We start from the raw sequence: 16,532 nt of genomic DNA, 5'->3' as shown, positions 1-16,532 counted from the left end.
TCGCAGAAGATCGCGCGCGTCTCGCCGGGAGCGGGCGTGGCGTCGCTGGTTGCCTGCTCCTGCTCGACCGGGCGGCCGTCGCCGGCGTCCAGTCCTTCGACGCTGACGGCTTCCACCACCATCGGCTTGTCGTCATAGACGAAGCCGAACTGCGCCTTGTGCGCTGCCTCGAAGGCGGCTTTGGCGGTCTCAAGCGTGCCGTCGAAGGCGATGGGCAGCGTCGTGTCGGTGCCCTCGTAGCGGATTTCCAGCTTGGTCGCCCAGACCACCTTGTCGCCGGTGATGCCTGATCGGCCAGCTCCGCGCGCACCTCTTCGCGCAGCGATGCCGAAAGCGTGTCGATGGCATCCAGCGAACTTTCCGCAAAGGGCTTCAGAAGCGCCTGCTGGCGCGAGGCGAAGACGGTCGCAAGCCCGATGCCATAGGCCGAGAGCAGGCCCGACATCGGGTGGATCAGCACCGCTTCCATGCCGAGCGCGTCGGCCACGAGGCAGGCGTGCTGGCCGCCCGCGCCGCCGAAACAGTTCAGCAGATAGCCGGTCACGTCATAGCCGCGCTGCACGGAAATCTTCTTCACCGCGTTCGCCATGTTTTCCACGGCAATGGTGATGAAGCCTTCCGCCACGCTTCCGCCGGGCGTCCGTCGCCAATCTCGTTGGCGAGCTCGGTGAAGCGGGCGCGCACGGCGTCCACATCGAGCGGCTCGTTCTGCTCGGGGCCGAAAATGGCCGGGAAGAAGTCCGGCTGCAACTTGCCCAGCATCACATTCGCATCGGTCACGGCCAGCGGCCCGCCACGGCGATAGCATGCAGGGCCGGGGTTTGCGCCGGCCGAATCCGGACCCGCCTTCAGGCGATTGTCTTCATAATGCAGGATCGAGCCGCCGCCGGCGGCCACGGTGTGAATGCGCATCATCGGCGCGCGAATGCGCACGCCCGCCACTTCCGTGTCGAAGGCGCGTTCATAGTCGCCGTCACAATGGGCCACGTCCGTGGAGGTGCCGCCCATGTCGAAGCCGATCACCTTGTCGAAGCCGGCAAGCCGCGCCGTCTCGACCATGCCGACCACACCGCCGGCGGGGCCGGAGAGGATCGCGTCCTTGCCCTGGAACTTGTCGGCCGCCGTCAGGCCGCCCGACGACATCATGAATTTGAGGCCCGGGCCTTCGCCGTTCTCGTTGACGCCCAGTTCCGCCGCCACGCGGCTCACATAGCGCGACAGGATTGGCGAGAGATAAGCGTCTACCACCGTGGTGTCGCCACGACCCACCAGCTTGATCAGCGGCGAGGTCTCGTGGCTGACCGAAACCTGCGAAAAACCGGAATCGCGGCAAAGACTTGCCGCCGCTTTCTCATGCTCGGGATATTTCCACGCATGCATGAAGACGATGGCGACCGCATCGATGCCATCGGCCTTCGCCGCCTCGATCTCGCCCTTCACGGCGTCGAGGTCAAGTTCCGTCTCCACCGTGCCGTCGACACGGCGGCGCTCCGGCACCTCGATCACGCGTTCATAGAGCTGTTCGGGCAGGATGATCTCTTTGGCGAAGATGTCGGGCCGCGCCTGATAGGCGATCTTGAGCGCGTCGCGGAAGCCTTTGGTGATGACCAGCGCCACGCGGTCGCCCTTGCGCTCCAGAAGCGCATTGGTGGCAACGGTCGTGCCCATCTTCACGTCGCCGATCAGATGCGAAGGCATGGCTTCGCCCTTCTTGACGCCGAGGTGATCGCGAATGCCCTGGATGCCGGCATCGGCGTAGGCTTCGGGATTTTCAGAAAGCAGCTTGCGGGCAAAGAGTCCGCCATCGGGGGCGCGGCCGATAACGTCGGTGAACGTGCCGCCGCGGTCGATCCAAAAATCCCATTTGCCTTCTGTCATCATCGCTTCCTTCGCATTATCCTTGGCAAAAGGAGAACCATGTCTCGGATAAAACGTCAATAATTTATTGACATATTGTCTGAATGTGCCACGCTGTCCTTATTGCAACGAGAAGGGTGAGGAAACACCTCCGTTGCTTCACAAAATGGGAGATCTGAACATGCATCATTCCGTGAAATTCGTTCTGGCCGCAGCCGCGCTCGGCTTTGTGACATCGGCATCTGCCCAGACCAAGTGGGACATGCCGGTGCCCTATGGCGACACCAATTTCCACACGCAGAACATCGTCCAGTTCGCCGAGGATGTGAAATCAGCCACCGATGGCGGGCTGGAGATTACCGTTCACTCCAACGGATCGCTCTTCAAGCATCCCGACATCAAGAATGCCGTGCGGCAGGGGCTTGCCCAGATCGGCGAAATCCTTGGCTCGCGTCTTTCAAACGAAGACCCGATCTATGAAGTGGATTCGATCCCATTCCTGGCCACCAGCTATGACGACGCGAAGAAACTCTATGACGCGTCGAAGGACCAGCTTGCCGCAAAGCTTCAGGAGCAGGGGCTTCAGTTGCTATTCTCTGTGCCCTGGCCGCCGCAGGGTATCTATACCCAGAAGGACATCTCCTCGGTCGACGACCTCAAGGGGCTGAAGATGCGCGCCTACAATGCCGCTACCGAGCGTCTGGCGCAACTTGCGGGCTCGCTTCCGACGCAGGTTGAGGTACCGGATCTGCCGACCGCCTTTGCCACCGGTCGCGTCGAAGCCATGGTGACGTCGCCGTCCACCGGTGCGAATTCCAAGGTCTGGGACTTCCTCTCTCATTACTCCGACGCCCAGGCCTGGCTGCCGCGCAACATGGTCTTTATAAACAAGGCCGCGTTCGATGCACTGGCGGCAGATCAGCAGGCAGCGGTGCTTGAGGCTGCGGCCACGGCCGAGACGCGTGGCTGGGAGGCTTCCGTCAAGGAGACGATGGAAAAGACCCAGGTCCTGAAAGACAACGGCATCACCGTGACTGCGCCCAGCGCCGAGCTGAAGGAAGGGCTTGCCGCCATCGGTGCGGAAATGTCCGCCGAATGGGCTGAAAAGGCCGGCGACGAAGGCAAGGCCATCCTCGAAGCCTACCAAAACTGACCGCTTTGACAGGCGCTGCACGCGACCGGTTCTCCAGCCGCCTGCAGATCGGTCGCCATGTGCGACCACAATGAGACCGTCGGAGCGGAGACGACGACAATGAGAAAACTGATGAATGGGCTCTATGGTGCAGCCGAATGGCTGGCCATGGCCGCCCTCTGCGTGATCGCAGTTCTGGTGTTCGCCCAGGTCATGGGGCGCGTGGTGGACAGCCTGCTTGGGCTTTTCGGCCTGCCACCCTTTGGCTTTCTTGTGCCGTCGTTGGCGGAGATCGCGGGCTTCCTGCTGGTCGGAGCCTCTTTCATGGCGCTTGCCGGCTCCCTGCGCGGCGGTGCGCAGATACGCGTGACGCTGGGGCTCGCCGCCATGCCCGATGGCATGCGCCGGATGGCCGAGGTGTTCGTGCTCCTGGTCGGAGCGGCGCTGGCGGGCTTCTTCTTCTATTATGCGGCAAAGCTCGCCCTCGACAGTCACCGTTTCAACGAATTGTCCTACGGCATCATCGCAATCCCGCTCTGGATACCGCAGGCGGTCATGGCTCTCGGGATCGGCATCTTCGCCTTGGCGCTGGTGGATGATCTGTTCGCCGCGCTCACGGGCCGGTCTCCATCCTATCTCGCCACCGAAGATGGCGCGGCGGAGGAAGTGTGATGGACCTTCTGACCATTTCCCTCACGCTCGGCGGGCTGATGCTCGTCCTGCTTGCCGCCGGCCTCTGGGTTGCGCTGGCGCTCATGGTGGCCGGTCTTGCGGCCATCTATCTCATGGTTCCGGTGCCGCCCGGCGCGGTGATGGCCACCACCGTGTGGGGCTCCATCAATTCGTGGGATCTTGCAGCGCTCCCCATGTTCATCTGGATGGGGGAAATCCTGTTTCGCACGCGGCTGGCCGAAGACATGTTCGCCGGTCTGGCACCCTGGATGCGGCGTCTGCCGGGCCGGCTCCTGCACGTCAACATTCTGGGCTGCGCCATCTTTGCCGCCGTGTCCGGCTCGTCCGCCGCCACCACGGCAACCATCGGCCGCATGTCTCTGCCCGAGCTCAGAAAGCGCGGCTATGACGAGCGCATGGCCATCGGCTCGCTTGCCGGTTCCGGCACGCTCGGCCTGCTCATCCCGCCGTCGATCATTCTGATCGTCTACGGTGCGGCCACCGAGCAGTCCATCGCCCGTCTGTTCATCGCCGGCGTCGTTCCCGGCATCATGCTGGCGGCGCTCTTCATGGGCTACACGGCCGTGTGGTCGATGATCAATCACAAGCGCATGCCCGAGGCTGATCCGCGCATTCCCTATCTTCAGCGCATCTGGCAGACGCGTCGCCTGTTCCCGATCCTGGCGCTCATCATCGGTGTCATCGGTTCGATCTATGGCGGCTTTGCTTCGCCCACCGAGGCCGCCGTTGTCGGTGTGGTCCTCTCACTGGCCCTGTCATGGTTCACCGGCACGTTAAGTCGCTCGACCTTTTTCGCTGCGCTGCGCAACGCCTCGCGCACTTCCTGCATGATCGTGCTCATCCTCGCCGGTGCGTCCGTTCTGACCGTGGCCATGGGCTATACGGGCATTCCCCGTGCGCTGGCGCAGTTCATCGCCGAGCAGGGCTACTCGCCCTATGCGCTTCTGGCTGTGCTGACCCTTTTCTTCGTCGTGCTGGGCTGTTTTCTCGACGGCATTTCCATCGTCGTGCTTACCGCATCGGTCATTCTGCCCATGGTGGAGGCTGCGGGGCTCGACATCATCTGGTTCGGCATCTATCTCGTGCTCGTGGTCGAGATGAGTCAGATCACGCCGCCGGTCGGCTTCAACCTGTTCGTCATTCAGGGGCTTACCGGTCACAACATTCTCAAGGTCGCCGGCATGACCCTGCCGTTCTTCCTCATGATGATCGTCGCCGTGGCGTTGATCGTCCTGTTCCCGCAACTGGCGCTTTGGCTGCCGCAAACCATGCTCGCGAGGTAATGATGTCGAACGCCGAAAGGAAAGTCGGACCGGTCGTCTCCGCCGCTCATCTGGCCGCTGGCGCCATGCCGGCGCTGTCGGAGATCGAGTTTGCGATGACTGTGATGAGCCATTCCTTCGAGCGCTGGATGGTGCGCTGCATGGCAGCGGCAGGTGTGCCGGGGCTGCAGCCCACCGCCGTGCAGATCCTGCATGCCGTCAATCACAGGAACCGGGAGAAGACGCTTTCGGAGCTGTGCATGATGTTCAACATCGAAGACGTTCACGTCGCGTCCTACGCCATCAAGAAGCTGACCGCGCTCGGTCTGGTCAAGACCGGGCGCAGGGGCAAGGAAAAGACGGTGAAGGCGACTGCGGAAGGGGCCGCCGCCTGCGAGCGCTATCATGAGGTTCGTGAAGCGCTGCTCGTTGCCAGCACCAAGCGCCTCAAGCTCGACGAGGAAGCGCTTTCCGGCATCGCTGCGGTGATGCACGCCCTTTCCGGGCAATATGATCAGGCGGCACGCAGCGCGACCAGCCTTTGATCCCGCATCGTTACGAACGGTCATTCAACGTTACGAAACTCCAGACGCGTCCGCGCATTTCTTTGGTGTGAGCGCGTGGTGTCGCGCTCTTGGAGCATCGGACCGAAAAGTGGAATCCGGTTTTCGGGTGATTCCGATGCTCTATCCATGGTTTGGATCGTCCTTTGTGCGTCCGGATGGACGCACGGCGATCCAAGATGCGCTTTGTATGGAGAGTCGACATGAAAAAGTTTCTAGCCGCCACCGTTTCGGGCCTCGCCCTTCTTGGACTTGCAGCCTGTAGTGAAGGCGACAACACGACCACCCAGAGCATCGAGCCCGAACAGCAGGATGCAACCCCGATGGATCCGCCGGCTGCTGCACCCGAAGCTGACCCGATGCAGGATCAGGGCACGACCAGCCAGTAAGGCGTCGTCCATTCAGGTCGCGTAATGAGTGCCTGAAGAGAAAACAGCCGGATGGGATGAAAATCCCATCCGGCTCCGCTTGCGCCAAACTGCGCCTCGAAATCCCGGGCGTTTGCGGTTACAAAACCGGCATGACGTTTTGGGATCGTATAACAGACTTTATCACGCGCGCGCCCGGCAGTGCGCTGTCAGCAATGGTCGAGGCCATTCGCACCGTATTCGAAGGCGACCCGCAACTGCGCCGGCGCGTTGCCTTTTCCATCGCCATCATCGCCCTGTCGGCCAAGATGGCGAAGGCCGATGGTGTCGTGACACAGGACGAGGTCAGGGCCTTCCACGAAGTTTTTTCCGTTCCGCGCAACGAGCAGGCCAATGTCTCGCGGCTCTACAATCTCGCACAGCAGGATGTGGCGGGTTTCGAGGCCTATGCGCACCAGATGGCCAATCTGTGCGGCTATGGCGGACCGAACTGCATGGTGCTCGAGGATATTCTCGACGCGCTGTTCCATATCGCCAAGGCAGATGGCGTGATCCACGAGCGTGAAACGGAATTTCTGCAACGTGTTGCAGAGATATTCGATATTGGCGACGACCATTTCGAGCAGATGCTGTCTCGTCATGCGATCACCGGAGATGGCAACCCTTATCTGGTTCTCGGTGTCGAACAGGGAGCGCCATTCGACGAGATCAAGCGCCGGTATCGCCGGCTTGTTGCCGAGAACCATCCCGACAAGCTCATTGCGCGCGGGGTTCCGGAAGAGTTCCTGGCCATCGCAAATACGCGTCTTGCGGCGATCAACGCGGCCTATGAGAGCATCGAGAAAGCGCAGGTGCGTGCGTGAGTGCGACCGTCTGCGCAGCGGCGATGTTCGAGCCGGATTTCAGCGGGGCGGAGGTTTGTCCCTCTCCGAATTTCGGCGTACGGCGGGACGGACAAAAGCCTGATGCGCTCATTCTCCACTATACCGGCATGGAAACCGGCGAGAGTGCGCAGGACTGGCTTTGCGCAGCCGAAAGCGAGGTTTCAAGCCACTATCTCGTCCATGAAGACGGGCGCATCGTGCAGATGGTGCGGGAGGCGGACCGGGCCTGGCATGCGGGGCGGGGATCATGGCGGGGGCGTGACGATGTGAACTCCTGGTCCATCGGTGTCGAGATCGCGAATGCGGGGCATCCGCAGAACCTGCCGGACTTTCCCGAGGTGCAGATCAAGGCCGTTCTCAAGCTTGGCCTGGACATCTGCCGGCGTCACGGAATCCTGGCAAAACGGGTTCTTGCCCATTCCGACATTGCGCCCGGTCGCAAGATCGACCCGGGAGAAAAGTTTCCCTGGCAGCGGTTGGCGGCGGCTGGTCTTGGCCATTTTGTCGCAATTGCGCCCATCCCGGGAGGGCGTGTTCTCGGTCCCGACGGCAGCGGACCGGCCGTTCTGGCCCTCCAGAGACTGCTTCAGCGCTACGGATACGGGATTGCCACAACCGGAACATATGACAGGCAAACGCAAACGATCGTCCGGGAATTTCAAAGGCATTTCAGGCCTTTAGAGGTTTGTGGCCTGGCTGATGTGACAACATGCGAGATTTTGCGCAAATTGTTGTATAATTAATTTGTGATTGATTCTTCTCCCTGACGATCACTCACTCCCAAGACTGGCGCAAAATTTCATCGATTCATATTATTTGAATTGAAGCGCCTTTTTTGTTTCCCCTTCGCCTGCAAAACACCGACCCGTGTTGAGGCCGTGGGACATTGATCCCGGCTTCGTTAAAGACAAAACCTGCCGCGCACGGATGCTGCGGCACAGATTTACGGGTCGAAATGAAAATCAAAACCTTACTCGCGGCAGCGATCGCTGTCGGCGCTGCAACGTCTTTGTCCCATGGTGGCGAAAAGACCAATTATGGACAGGTGATCGCGGCCCACTCTGCCAAGAAGAGTGCCGAGAAAGCGGAAAAGGGTGAAGCCGCGCCCAATCTGCTTCGTACAATCATCCGTGGTGGAAAAGGTTCCCAGGCAAGCGAAGTGGACATGACCACCACCGCCTCGATAAAGCCGGCGAAACCGGCCAGGGCGGAAAAGAAGGTCACAGCGAAGTCCAGCAAGAAGAAGACCACGGTTAAAACCACCGTGCGCACCAGCGGCAAGAGCTCCAAGGGCAGCAAGAGCGCCAAGGGCGGTTCCTACCAGACGATCATTGCCCAATACGCTTCTGCCTATGGCGTCCCGGTTTCGCTGGCCAACGCCGTTGTCCGGGTTGAAAGCAACTACCGTGCGAATGCACGTGGCGCGGCGGGCGAGATCGGTCTTATGCAGATCAAGCCCGCAACGGCGCGGATGATGGGCTATCGCGGCTCGGCCAAGGGCCTCTACAATCCCGATACCAACATCAAGTACGGCATGAAGTACCTCGCCAAGGCGCACAAGCTGGGTGGCGGCACGACCTGCGGCACGATTCTCAAATACAATGCGGGTCACGGCGCGAAGCGCATGAACCCGATTTCCTCGCGCTATTGCACGAAAGTGAAGCGGATTCTCGGGCGTTAAGTTCGGGAATGAGGGGTTTCGTGCGCAAACGTGTCTGTTTTGAGTTGCGTTTTGCCGTGCGAAACCCTTTATACGTCCTGCCAGCCGGTCGGACGGCCGCGCGAACGGGAGCCGAAAGGCTGTTTGCGAGGAAAGTCCGGGCTCCACGGAAAAACGGTGCCGGATAACATCCGGCGGGGGCAACCCCAGGGACAGTGCCACAGAAAGCAGACCGCCCCGCCTGTTTTTCGGTTCTTTTTCAGGCTCTTGCCGGGAACCGAAATACTGGCGGGGTCAGGGTGAAAGGGTGGGGTAAGAGCCCACCGCGTCGACGGTAACGAAGACGGCATGGTAAACCCCACCGGGAGCAAAACCGAATAGGAACGGCGTGAGGGGTCACCCTCAGGGCGTTTTCCGGTCCAGCCGTTCGGGTAGGTTGCTTGAGGCCGATGGCAACATCGGTCCCAGAGGAATGGCCGTCACGTTGCATCGCTTTCGGGCGGTGCGGCCATACAAAACCCGGCTTATAGACCGGCTGGCACACTTTTCCGGAATTTGCCGATTTTTCTGGAATTCGAGGGATTCCGGCCTCGTTTCCGGAAATTCCGGGCAGTTTTACGCCGTTTTCAATGCGGCGTCGATTGCCTGCCAGAGTGTCTCAGTCGGCTCGCATCCGACCGAGAGACGAACGAACCCTTCTGCCACATCGTCACCCCATCGCGCACGCCGTTCGGCGGATGTGTGGACGCCGCCGAAAGAGGTTGTCGCCTCGATGAGCGGGCAGGTGTCGATGAAGGCTTCGGCCTTTTCTTCCGAACCCAGCGTCAGCCCGATGAGCGAACCGAAGCGCAGCATCTGCGTTTTGGAGAGTGCATGCGATGGATCGCCCGCAAGGCCGGGATAGCGCACCGACCGGATCGCCGGATGGTCTGCAAGGCGTGCTGCAATGATTTCGGCGGAAGTGCACATGCGGTCGAAGCGCAGTTCGAGTGTTTCGAGGCCGCGCAGGACCAGCCATGCTTCGAACGGGCCGGGGATGACGCCGGCCAGTTTGCGCCATTCGCGGATGGTTTCAATCATCTCCCCATTGCGGCTTGCGACGTGGCCGAAAAGCACGTCCGAATGCCCGTTGGGCGCCTTGGTGTCGGCGGCAAGCACGATGTCGACGCCCAGATCCAGCGGGCGCTGGCCATAGGGTGTCATGGTCGTGTTGTCGGCGACGACGATTGCGCCCGCAGCATGGGCGGCTTCTGCCACCGCCCTGATGTCGCAGACATCAAGCCCCGGGTTGGAAGGGGTTTCGACGAGCACCATGCGATATCCGGCAAACCCGCCTTCGAGAAACGACGCGGTCGGTCGGGTGTCGTAGCGTATGCCAAGCCGGATCAGGTGCTTTTCCAAAAGGACGCGGGGCGTGTAGTAGCCATCCGAGGGCAGAAGCACCCGGTCGCCGCCTGAAAGCAGGGCCAGAAAAACCGACGAGATCGCGGCCATGCCGGAGGGGAAGGCGATGGCGTCGGCATCTTCCAGATGGGCGAGTGCTGCCTCCACCACTTCCCAGGTGGGATTGTCGAAACGGCCATATTGACGTGCGCCTGCAGGGTCGCCCGGCAGATGAAACACCGAGCTCATGACGATGGGCGTGGAGAGCGGATCGCCTTTGGCAAGGCTGCCCGAATGAAGGTGTGAGAGGCTTGCAGCACGGGCGTTCTGGCTGTCGGACATTGGGCTCCTCGCGGTCATGTCGAGTGGGTGCGGGCCGGACGGCACGAAGCTCTTCCTAACCTTTTGTTAGCCTTAATGCACGATAAATGACCATGGCCCGATGCATGTCCAGAACGCCTGTCATTGCGGCATTTGTGAAGCTTAATCCCGTTGACGCCCATATTGGCCCATGGTACCCCATATAACAAATCAGCGTTTCGTTGCAGTTGGAGTACGGGTTCCTCTCATGTCGGCCTCTTTGGCAGGGCGGCGTGGCAGTTGGGATTCACCCTTGCAGGGGGGCGGGCAAGTGTTCGGAGAGCCGCATCTGAAAGCGGCTGAAGAGATGCAGAGGGGCATGGGCCTTTTGGCCGCAACGCGTCATGGACCGGTTTCTGTCGAATGCAGTAAACAAGATCGACTCCAAGGGTCGGGTCTCGGTGCCGGCGCACTTTCGCTCCGTCGTTCAAAAGCGTGGTTTCACCGAGCTCTATGCGCTTCGCGCGCTCGACATCCCGGCGATGGATGTGGGCGGTCTCGATCTGCTCGACCGCTACGAGGAGCGGATCGCGCAGGAAGACCCATTTCTGCAGACTGCGGACGACATGTCCTTTTTCGTGCATGGCGACGGCGCCTTTCTGAAACTCGATCAAGACGGGCGCATCACGGTGACGGATTTCATTCGCGAGCATACAGGCATCACGAAGGATGTGGCCTTCGTTGGTCGTGGGCATTTCTTTCAGATATGGGAGCCGGAGCGGCTGAAGGCTCACGGGCAGGCGGTGCGCGAACGGCTTCTGAAACTTCGGCAAGCGGCCACTTCGAGCCGAACTGCCGGACAGTCGGAATGATGGCGGGCCCCGGCGGCGAAAGCCCGGCCGGTGGCGGACTGGCCCGCCACATTCCGGTTCTTTTGCGCGAAGTTCTCGAGCGCTACAGCCTCTCGACGGCCAGCATTTCATTGACGGCACGTTCGGCGCCGGCGGCTACACGACGGCCCTCCTTGAAGAGGGTGCCTCGGTCACGGCCATCGACCGCGACCCGACCGCCATCGAGGCAGGTCAGGCGCTGGTGAAGACGTGGGACGGGCGCCTGCAGCTGGTGGAAAACCGCTTTTCCAGGCTCGACGATGTTGTCGACGATCAGGTCGATGGCGTGGTGCTCGATATCGGCGTTTCCTCCATGCAGATCGATCAGGCCGTGCGCGGTTTCTCCTTCCAGAAGGATGGACCGCTCGACATGCGCATGGAGCGCTCGGGCCTGAGTGCTGCCGATGTGGTCAATACAATGAAAGCGGGCGACCTTGCCCGTATCTTCGGCATTCTCGGCGAGGAGCGTCAGGCGGGCCGCATTGCGCGTGGACTGGAACGGGCGAGGGCTGAAAAGCCGTTCGAGACGACGCTGGACCTTGCCAGTGCGGTCGAGAAGATCGTCGGCCGGCGTCCGCAGGAGAAAATCCATCCCGCGACGCGCGTTTTTCAGGGGCTGCGCATTTTCGTCAATGACGAGCTCGGCGAACTGGCGCGTGCGCTCTTTGCAGCCGAACGCGTTCTAAAACCAGGCGGCCGGCTGGTGGTGGTGACGTTCCACTCGCTTGAAGACCGGATCGTCAAGCGTTTCATGGTGGAGCGTGCCGGCGGACAGGGCGGATCGCGCCATCTGCCAGAGGTGCATGGCGCGGCTCCGACTTTCGAGAAGCCGGTCAAGCCTGTGGCTCCATCGCGCGGGGAGACGGAGCAGAACCCGCGGGCGCGTTCCGCGCGGCTGCGCCTGGCGAGGCGCACCGATGCGCCGGTCGGGGAGGCTGATTTCGAGATTGTCGGTCTTTCGCGGTTTCCGCGGCCGACGCGTGCTGGTGAGAGGTAGAGGCAAAAATGTTTCGCACGAGCGATATTGTGCTGATCACGGTCATGCTGGCAGCGGCTGCCTTCACCTACAAGACCAAGCACGATGCCGAAGCCAAATACGAGGAACTGCAGAAGATCGAGCGCCAGGCCGAGCTTGAGGAAGATTCGATCGATATCCTCAGGGCGGACTGGAGCCTGCTGACGCAGCCTGCGCGGCTGCAGCGGCTGGCCGAGACCTATAAGGATGAGCTGGGGCTTGAACCCGTTGAGGCGCCGCGGATCGCCGAATTTTCCGATCTTCCGGAGAAGCCTCTGACCATCGAGGGACTTGTCGGCGGTATGGCCGACGCCGGGGGCGTGCCTGACGAGACGACAACCGGGGCGGTGCGGCCATGACGAGCACAAGCGGATACAGGGACGACACGGCTTCGTCGGTCGTGCGCCGGGGCGCTGCAACCATCGTGATGGACGGGGCCGGCAAGGCCCGTGGCGGACGGGCTCAGAACCGGGTAGTAATGGCCATGGCCGTCATATTCGGCATTTATGCAGTGCTTGGTGGCCGCCTGGTTCACCTCGCCATGCAGGACGAGCCGGAGGCGAGCGTGCCGGCAGCCCGTGTGACCGCGTCGCGCCCCGACCTGGTGGACCGCAACGGTGAGGTTCTTGCGACCGACATCAAGACAGCGTCGCTCTTTGCCGAGCCGCGACGTATCGTGGATATCGACGAAGCCATCGAGAAGCTTTCCACTGTTCTTCCCGACCTCAATTACCAGCAGACCTATCGAAGGCTCGACAGCGATGCGGGCTTTGTGTGGCTGCGCCGCCAGCTCTCGCCGCGCCAGCAGGCCGACATTCTCGCGCTGGGCGTGCCGGGTCTCGGTTTCCGCACGGAAAAACGCCGCTTCTATCCCGGTGGGGCGACCGCCTCGCATATCCTTGGCCTTGTGAACATCGACAACAAGGGCATCGCAGGCATCGAGAAATTCGTTGACGATCAGGGGCTGGCCGACCTGCAGGCCACGGGGCTTGCCGTCGAAGGGCACCTGGAGCCGGTCAGGCTTTCGGTCGACCTGCGTGTGCAGCACATCATCCGGGACGAACTCGTGCAGGCACTCGACCGCTACAAGGCAATTGCTGCCGGTGCCGTGGTGCTGAAGGCCAATACGGGTGAAGTGGTGGGCATGGCATCCGTGCCCGACTATGACCCGAACAATCCGGTCAACGCGCTGGACAAGGATAGCCTGAACCGCATGTCGGCCGGTGTGTTCGAGATGGGTTCGACGTTCAAGATCTTCACGACGGCCATGGGGCTCGATTCCGGTCTGGTCAGCATCAATGACAGTTTTGATGCGACACGGCCGATCCGCATTGGCGGTTTCACGATCAACGACTTCCACGGCAAACGCCGGGTGCTGAGCGTGCCCGAAATCTTCATCTACTCCTCCAACATCGGCACGGCGAAGATGGCGGACGTGGTGGGGATCGAAGGACACAGGGAGTTTCTGAAAAAGATCGGCCTTCTTGGACGGATGTCGACGGAACTGCCCGAGGTGGCTCTCCCGACAGAGCCGAAGGAATGGAAGAAGATCAATTCCGTGACGATCTCCTATGGTCATGGCATGGCCACGACACCCCTCCAGACGGCGGTGGCGGCAGCGGCCATGCTGAACGGTGGCAGGCTCATTCCGCCAACCTTCCTGCCGCGCTCCGAAGCGGAGGCGACGGAGATCGCAACGCAGGTGATCTCGCCGAAGACCAGCGCACAGATGCGCTATCTCTTCCGACTCAATTCCGAGAAGGGATCAGGCCGGCGCGCCGAGGTCGAGGGCTATTATGTCGGCGGCAAGACCGGCACTGCGGAGAAGGTTGTCAACGGCCGCTACTCCAACAATGTCCGCTTCAACGCGTTCATCGCAGGTTTCCCGGTCGACGATCCCGAATATGTGGTGCTTGTGTTCATCGACGAACCGAAGCCCGAGCGGGAAGGGATCGGCGCAACGGCCGGTCTGAACGCGGCACCAATGGTGCGCAACATCATCCGCCGTTCTGCGCCGCTGCTTGGCGTCAAGCCTGAATTCGGTCAAGAAAGTGATGCTTTGCTGATTTCGCAGCAGTGAGTCGGCGCATTGAGTCGGCCATGTGCCGAGGGAACAAACGCAACTGAAAGTACCGGGGCCTCATGAAGTTCAGTGAATTTGCGGACATTCTTCCTCAACAGGGATCGTTGCCTGCGCAAGCGGAGGTCTCGGGGATTTCGGCGGATTCGCGGAAGGTGAAGGCAGGAGACCTGTTTTTTGCCCTGGCCGGCGTAAAGGCCAATGGAGCCGCTTTTGCCGCCGACGCTGCGCGCAAGGGGGCAACCGCCGTCATTGCCGCTCCCGGAGCGCTTTCTTCCGATCCCGGGGTGCCTGTCATTGAAACGGACGACCCACGGCGTGCCCTTGCGCTCTGTGCGGCGCGGCTTTTTCCGCGCCAGCCTGCGACAATGGTCGCGGTCACCGGGACCAGCGGCAAGACCTCGGTCGCTTCCTTCACACGCCAGATATGGGAACATGCCGGATTGCCGGCGGCGAGCATCGGCACCACGGGTGTGGTGGCACCGGGCCGGGACGAATATGGCGAGTTGACGACACCCGATCCGATCGCGCTGCATCGCCTGCTCGATGAACTGGCGGGAGAGGGCGTGAGCCACGCCTCGATGGAGGCTTCGAGCCACGGGCTCGACCAGCGCCGCCTCGATGGTGTGCGGCTTGCCGCCGGGGGCTTTACCAATCTCGGGCGCGACCACATGGATTATCATCCGACGGTGGAGGAATATCATCAGGCGAAGCTGCGCCTGTTCGATACGCTTTTGCCCAAGGGCGCGCCGGCGGTGATCTTTGCCGACGATCCGTGGTCGGACCCGACAGTGGCGGCGGCGAAGGCCGCGGGTCTCGATGTGCGTACGGTGGGTCGCAAGGGCGCGTTCCTGACGCTGAAGCGGGTCGAGCACGAGCGCCATCGCCAGCGGGCCGAGGTGGATGTCGGCGGTGTTATCTACGAGGTGGACCTGCCGCTTGCAGGTGATTTTCAGGTGGCCAATGCGCTTGTTGCCGCAGGTCTGGCGATCAGCACGGGGACGGCAGCGGAGACCGCGTTTGCAGCGCTTGAGACGCTCAGGGGCGCGTCGGGCCGGCTGGAGCTTGTTGGAACGGCCAAGAATGGCGCACAGGTTTATGTGGACTATGCGCACAAGCCCGACGGGCTGGAAAATGTGCTGCAATCGGTGCGGCCCTTCACGACGGGACGGGTGATCGTGGTGTTCGGCTGTGGGGGCGACCGGGATACGGGCAAGCGCCCGATCATGGGCGAGATCGCATCCCGGCTGGCCGATGTGGCGATCGTGACGGATGACAACCCGCGCTCGGAGGATCCGGAGGCGATCCGGGCGGCGATCATGGCTGCGGCTCCGGGAGCGCGCGAGATCGGCGACCGGCACGAGGCGATCCGTTCAGCCGTTGCCATGCTCGAGGAAGGCGACACGCTGATCGTTGCCGGCAAAGGACATGAGACCGGGCAGGAGATCGCTGGCGAAAAGCATCATTTTTCCGACCACGAGGAAGTGCGGGCTGCACTCGCGGAGCGTGGCGGATGAGCGCGCTGTGGACACATGAAGCGCTGGTGCAGGCGACGGGTGGCAGGCCGCTCGGGCAGCCTGTAGCGGCGATCACCGGGATTTCCATCGACACGCGGACGCTCCAGCCGGGCGACGCGTTCTTTGCCATTCAGGGCGAGCGGTTTGACGGGCACGATTTCGCCACCGCTGCCATGGCGGCGGGCGCATCCGTGCTGGTGGTCTCGGAGGGCAAGCTGCCGGCGCTGGGACGGCTTGGTGTGCCGAAAGTGGTGGTGCCGGACGTGCAGAAAGCCATGGAAGATCTTGGCCGTGCCGCGCGTCTGCGCAGCCGCGCCAAGATCGTGGCGGTGACGGGATCAGTCGGGAAGACATCGACCAAGAACATGATGCGCCAGGCTTTTTCCGCCTGCGGCAGCGTTCATGCGGCAGACCGTTCCTTCAACAATCACTGGGGCGTGCCGCTGACGCTCGCCCGCATGCCGGCCGACTGCGACTTCGCGATCTTCGAGATCGGCATGAACCACCCGGATGAAATCCGCCCGCTTGTGAAGATGGTGCGCCCGCACATCGCCGTGGTGACACTCGTGGCGGCGGCGCATCTGGGCTTCTTCAAGAGCGTGGAAGAGATTGCCCGCGCCAAGGGCGAGATTTTCGAGGGCGTGGTGAAGGGCGGCGCGGCGCTCGTCAACCGCGATGACAAACGCTGGAAAACGCTTTCGGCCCTTGCTGAAGAGGCCGGCGTGAAGACGATTGCCGGGTTTGGCGAGAATGCGCGCGCGGATATCCGGCTGATGCATGCGGAATGCGGAGCGCAATCCTCCACCTTTGCCGTGAAGATCGACGGCGAGGAGACGGAAGTGCGGCTGGGCGCGCCGGGACGGCACATGGTTCAGAATGCGCTTGCGACGCTGGGCGCGGTGCATCTGGCGCAGGCCGATGTGCGGAA

Annotated in this window: 14 protein-coding genes, 1 other RNA gene and 2 pseudogenes; 15 read left to right on the top strand and 2 right to left on the bottom strand. The window is 61.9% G+C overall.

Translation table 11 applies throughout. From position 1 onward, the window contains the following. A pseudogene (locus tag JCM21793_RS27040) lies at window positions 1–1,878 on the bottom strand (hydantoinase/oxoprolinase family protein); the annotation flags it as partial. A gap of 160 nt (window positions 1,879–2,038) precedes the next feature. Between JCM21793_RS27040 and JCM21793_RS19100 the strand changes: the two are divergent. The 9 genes from JCM21793_RS19100 to rnpB all read left to right on the top strand — a co-directional run bounded on the left by JCM21793_RS19100 (window position 2,039) and on the right by rnpB (window position 8,962). Further along, complete coding sequence (locus JCM21793_RS19100; protein ID WP_025031389.1) at window positions 2,039–3,010, top strand: TRAP transporter substrate-binding protein; 972 nt, start codon at window positions 2,039–2,041, stop codon at window positions 3,008–3,010. Window positions 3,011–3,109: 99 nt separating this feature from the next. After that, window positions 3,110–3,661 carry a TRAP transporter small permease gene (locus JCM21793_RS19095; RefSeq protein WP_025031388.1) on the top strand — a complete coding sequence of 184 codons (552 nt, stop codon included), beginning with the start codon at window positions 3,110–3,112 and terminating at the stop codon, window positions 3,659–3,661. Beyond that, window positions 3,661–4,965 (top strand): TRAP transporter large permease, encoded by a 1,305-nt coding sequence (locus tag JCM21793_RS19090; protein WP_025031387.1) that lies wholly within the window; start codon window positions 3,661–3,663, stop codon window positions 4,963–4,965. Before JCM21793_RS19095 ends, JCM21793_RS19090 begins: the two co-directional genes overlap by 1 nt. Before the next feature lie 2 nt (window positions 4,966–4,967). Continuing rightward, the gene (locus tag JCM21793_RS19085) at window positions 4,968–5,489 is read left to right on the top strand and encodes a winged helix DNA-binding protein (protein ID WP_244439884.1); all 522 of its coding nucleotides are present in this window, start codon (window positions 4,968–4,970) and stop codon (window positions 5,487–5,489) included. Window positions 5,490–5,710: 221 nt separating this feature from the next. After that, complete coding sequence (locus JCM21793_RS19080; RefSeq protein WP_007010418.1) at window positions 5,711–5,896, top strand: hypothetical protein; 186 nt, start codon at window positions 5,711–5,713, stop codon at window positions 5,894–5,896. Between the two features lie 131 nt (window positions 5,897–6,027). Beyond that, a complete protein-coding gene (locus JCM21793_RS19075) occupies window positions 6,028–6,738 on the top strand; it encodes a J domain-containing protein (protein ID WP_025031385.1) in 711 nt (236 codons plus the stop codon). Between the two features lie 23 nt (window positions 6,739–6,761). Beyond that, window positions 6,762–7,502 (top strand): N-acetylmuramoyl-L-alanine amidase, encoded by a 741-nt coding sequence (locus JCM21793_RS19070; protein ID WP_036540917.1) that lies wholly within the window; start codon window positions 6,762–6,764, stop codon window positions 7,500–7,502. A gap of 212 nt (window positions 7,503–7,714) precedes the next feature. Continuing rightward, window positions 7,715–8,440, top strand: coding sequence for a lytic transglycosylase domain-containing protein (locus tag JCM21793_RS19065; RefSeq protein WP_007010421.1), 726 nt, complete (start codon window positions 7,715–7,717; stop codon window positions 8,438–8,440). A gap of 80 nt (window positions 8,441–8,520) precedes the next feature. Next, window positions 8,521–8,962: RNase P RNA component class A (rnpB, locus tag JCM21793_RS28410), an RNA gene on the top strand. A gap of 72 nt (window positions 8,963–9,034) precedes the next feature. Here the strand turns inward: rnpB and JCM21793_RS19060 are convergent. Further along, window positions 9,035–10,144, bottom strand: a complete 1,110-nt coding sequence (locus tag JCM21793_RS19060) for a cystathionine gamma-lyase (protein ID WP_025031383.1) — start codon at window positions 10,142–10,144, stop codon at window positions 9,035–9,037. A gap of 362 nt (window positions 10,145–10,506) precedes the next feature. Here JCM21793_RS19060 and mraZ point away from each other — a divergent pair, with 362 nt between their 5' ends. The 6 genes and pseudogenes from mraZ to JCM21793_RS19030 form a co-directional block, all read left to right on the top strand. Further along, window positions 10,507–10,974 (top strand): division/cell wall cluster transcriptional repressor MraZ, encoded by a 468-nt coding sequence (gene mraZ, locus JCM21793_RS19055; RefSeq protein WP_025031382.1) that lies wholly within the window; start codon window positions 10,507–10,509, stop codon window positions 10,972–10,974. Next, window positions 10,971–11,989: pseudogene (rsmH, locus tag JCM21793_RS27035) on the top strand (16S rRNA (cytosine(1402)-N(4))-methyltransferase RsmH). Before mraZ ends, rsmH begins: the two are co-directional and overlap by 4 nt. Window positions 11,990–11,997: 8 nt before the next feature. Beyond that, window positions 11,998–12,366: a cell division protein FtsL gene (gene ftsL / locus JCM21793_RS19045; RefSeq protein ID WP_007010425.1), complete on the top strand. Its 369-nt coding sequence runs from the start codon at window positions 11,998–12,000 to the stop codon at window positions 12,364–12,366. After that, entirely contained in the window at window positions 12,363–14,087 is a 1,725-nt protein-coding gene (locus JCM21793_RS19040) for a peptidoglycan D,D-transpeptidase FtsI family protein (RefSeq protein WP_025031381.1), read from the top strand. The genes ftsL and JCM21793_RS19040 overlap by 4 nt, the downstream gene beginning before the upstream one ends. Window positions 14,088–14,149: 62 nt before the next feature. Next, window positions 14,150–15,604, top strand: a complete 1,455-nt coding sequence (locus tag JCM21793_RS19035; protein WP_025031380.1) for a UDP-N-acetylmuramoyl-L-alanyl-D-glutamate--2,6-diaminopimelate ligase — start codon at window positions 14,150–14,152, stop codon at window positions 15,602–15,604. Then, window positions 15,601–16,532, top strand: a 932-nt coding sequence (locus JCM21793_RS19030) for a UDP-N-acetylmuramoyl-tripeptide--D-alanyl-D-alanine ligase (protein ID WP_025031379.1), incomplete at its 3' end; no start/stop codon positions are given. The genes JCM21793_RS19035 and JCM21793_RS19030, both read left to right, overlap by 4 nt.

Origin of the sequence: Nitratireductor aquibiodomus NL21 = JCM 21793, assembly GCF_000615975.1 — a bacterium.
GTDB lineage: Bacteria > Pseudomonadota > Alphaproteobacteria > Rhizobiales > Rhizobiaceae > Nitratireductor > Nitratireductor aquibiodomus.
This window is presented reverse-complemented; position numbering and strand designations above follow the sequence as displayed.

Bases quoted from the DNA above. Each gene is read 5' to 3' on its own strand.
- JCM21793_RS19085 (WP_244439884.1), top strand. From the start codon at position 4,968: ATGTCGAACGCCGAAAGGAAAGTCGGACCGGTCGTCTCCGCCGCTCAT.
- JCM21793_RS19100 (WP_025031389.1), top strand. From the start codon at position 2,039: ATGCATCATTCCGTGAAATTCGTTCTGGCCGCAGCCGCGCTCGGCTTT.
- JCM21793_RS19095 (WP_025031388.1), top strand. From the start codon at position 3,110: ATGAGAAAACTGATGAATGGGCTCTATGGTGCAGCCGAATGGCTGGCC.
- JCM21793_RS19035 (WP_025031380.1), top strand. From the start codon at position 14,150: ATGAAGTTCAGTGAATTTGCGGACATTCTTCCTCAACAGGGATCGTTG.
- JCM21793_RS19070 (WP_036540917.1), top strand. From the start codon at position 6,762: ATGTTCGAGCCGGATTTCAGCGGGGCGGAGGTTTGTCCCTCTCCGAAT.
- JCM21793_RS19075 (WP_025031385.1), top strand. From the start codon at position 6,028: ATGACGTTTTGGGATCGTATAACAGACTTTATCACGCGCGCGCCCGGC.
- mraZ (WP_025031382.1), top strand. From the start codon at position 10,507: ATGGACCGGTTTCTGTCGAATGCAGTAAACAAGATCGACTCCAAGGGT.
- ftsL (WP_007010425.1), top strand. From the start codon at position 11,998: ATGTTTCGCACGAGCGATATTGTGCTGATCACGGTCATGCTGGCAGCG.
- JCM21793_RS19065 (WP_007010421.1), top strand. From the start codon at position 7,715: ATGAAAATCAAAACCTTACTCGCGGCAGCGATCGCTGTCGGCGCTGCA.
- JCM21793_RS19080 (WP_007010418.1), top strand. From the start codon at position 5,711: ATGAAAAAGTTTCTAGCCGCCACCGTTTCGGGCCTCGCCCTTCTTGGA.
- JCM21793_RS19060 (WP_025031383.1), bottom strand. From the start codon at position 10,144: ATGTCCGACAGCCAGAACGCCCGTGCTGCAAGCCTCTCACACCTTCAT.
- JCM21793_RS19090 (WP_025031387.1), top strand. From the start codon at position 3,661: ATGGACCTTCTGACCATTTCCCTCACGCTCGGCGGGCTGATGCTCGTC.
- JCM21793_RS19040 (WP_025031381.1), top strand. From the start codon at position 12,363: ATGACGAGCACAAGCGGATACAGGGACGACACGGCTTCGTCGGTCGTG.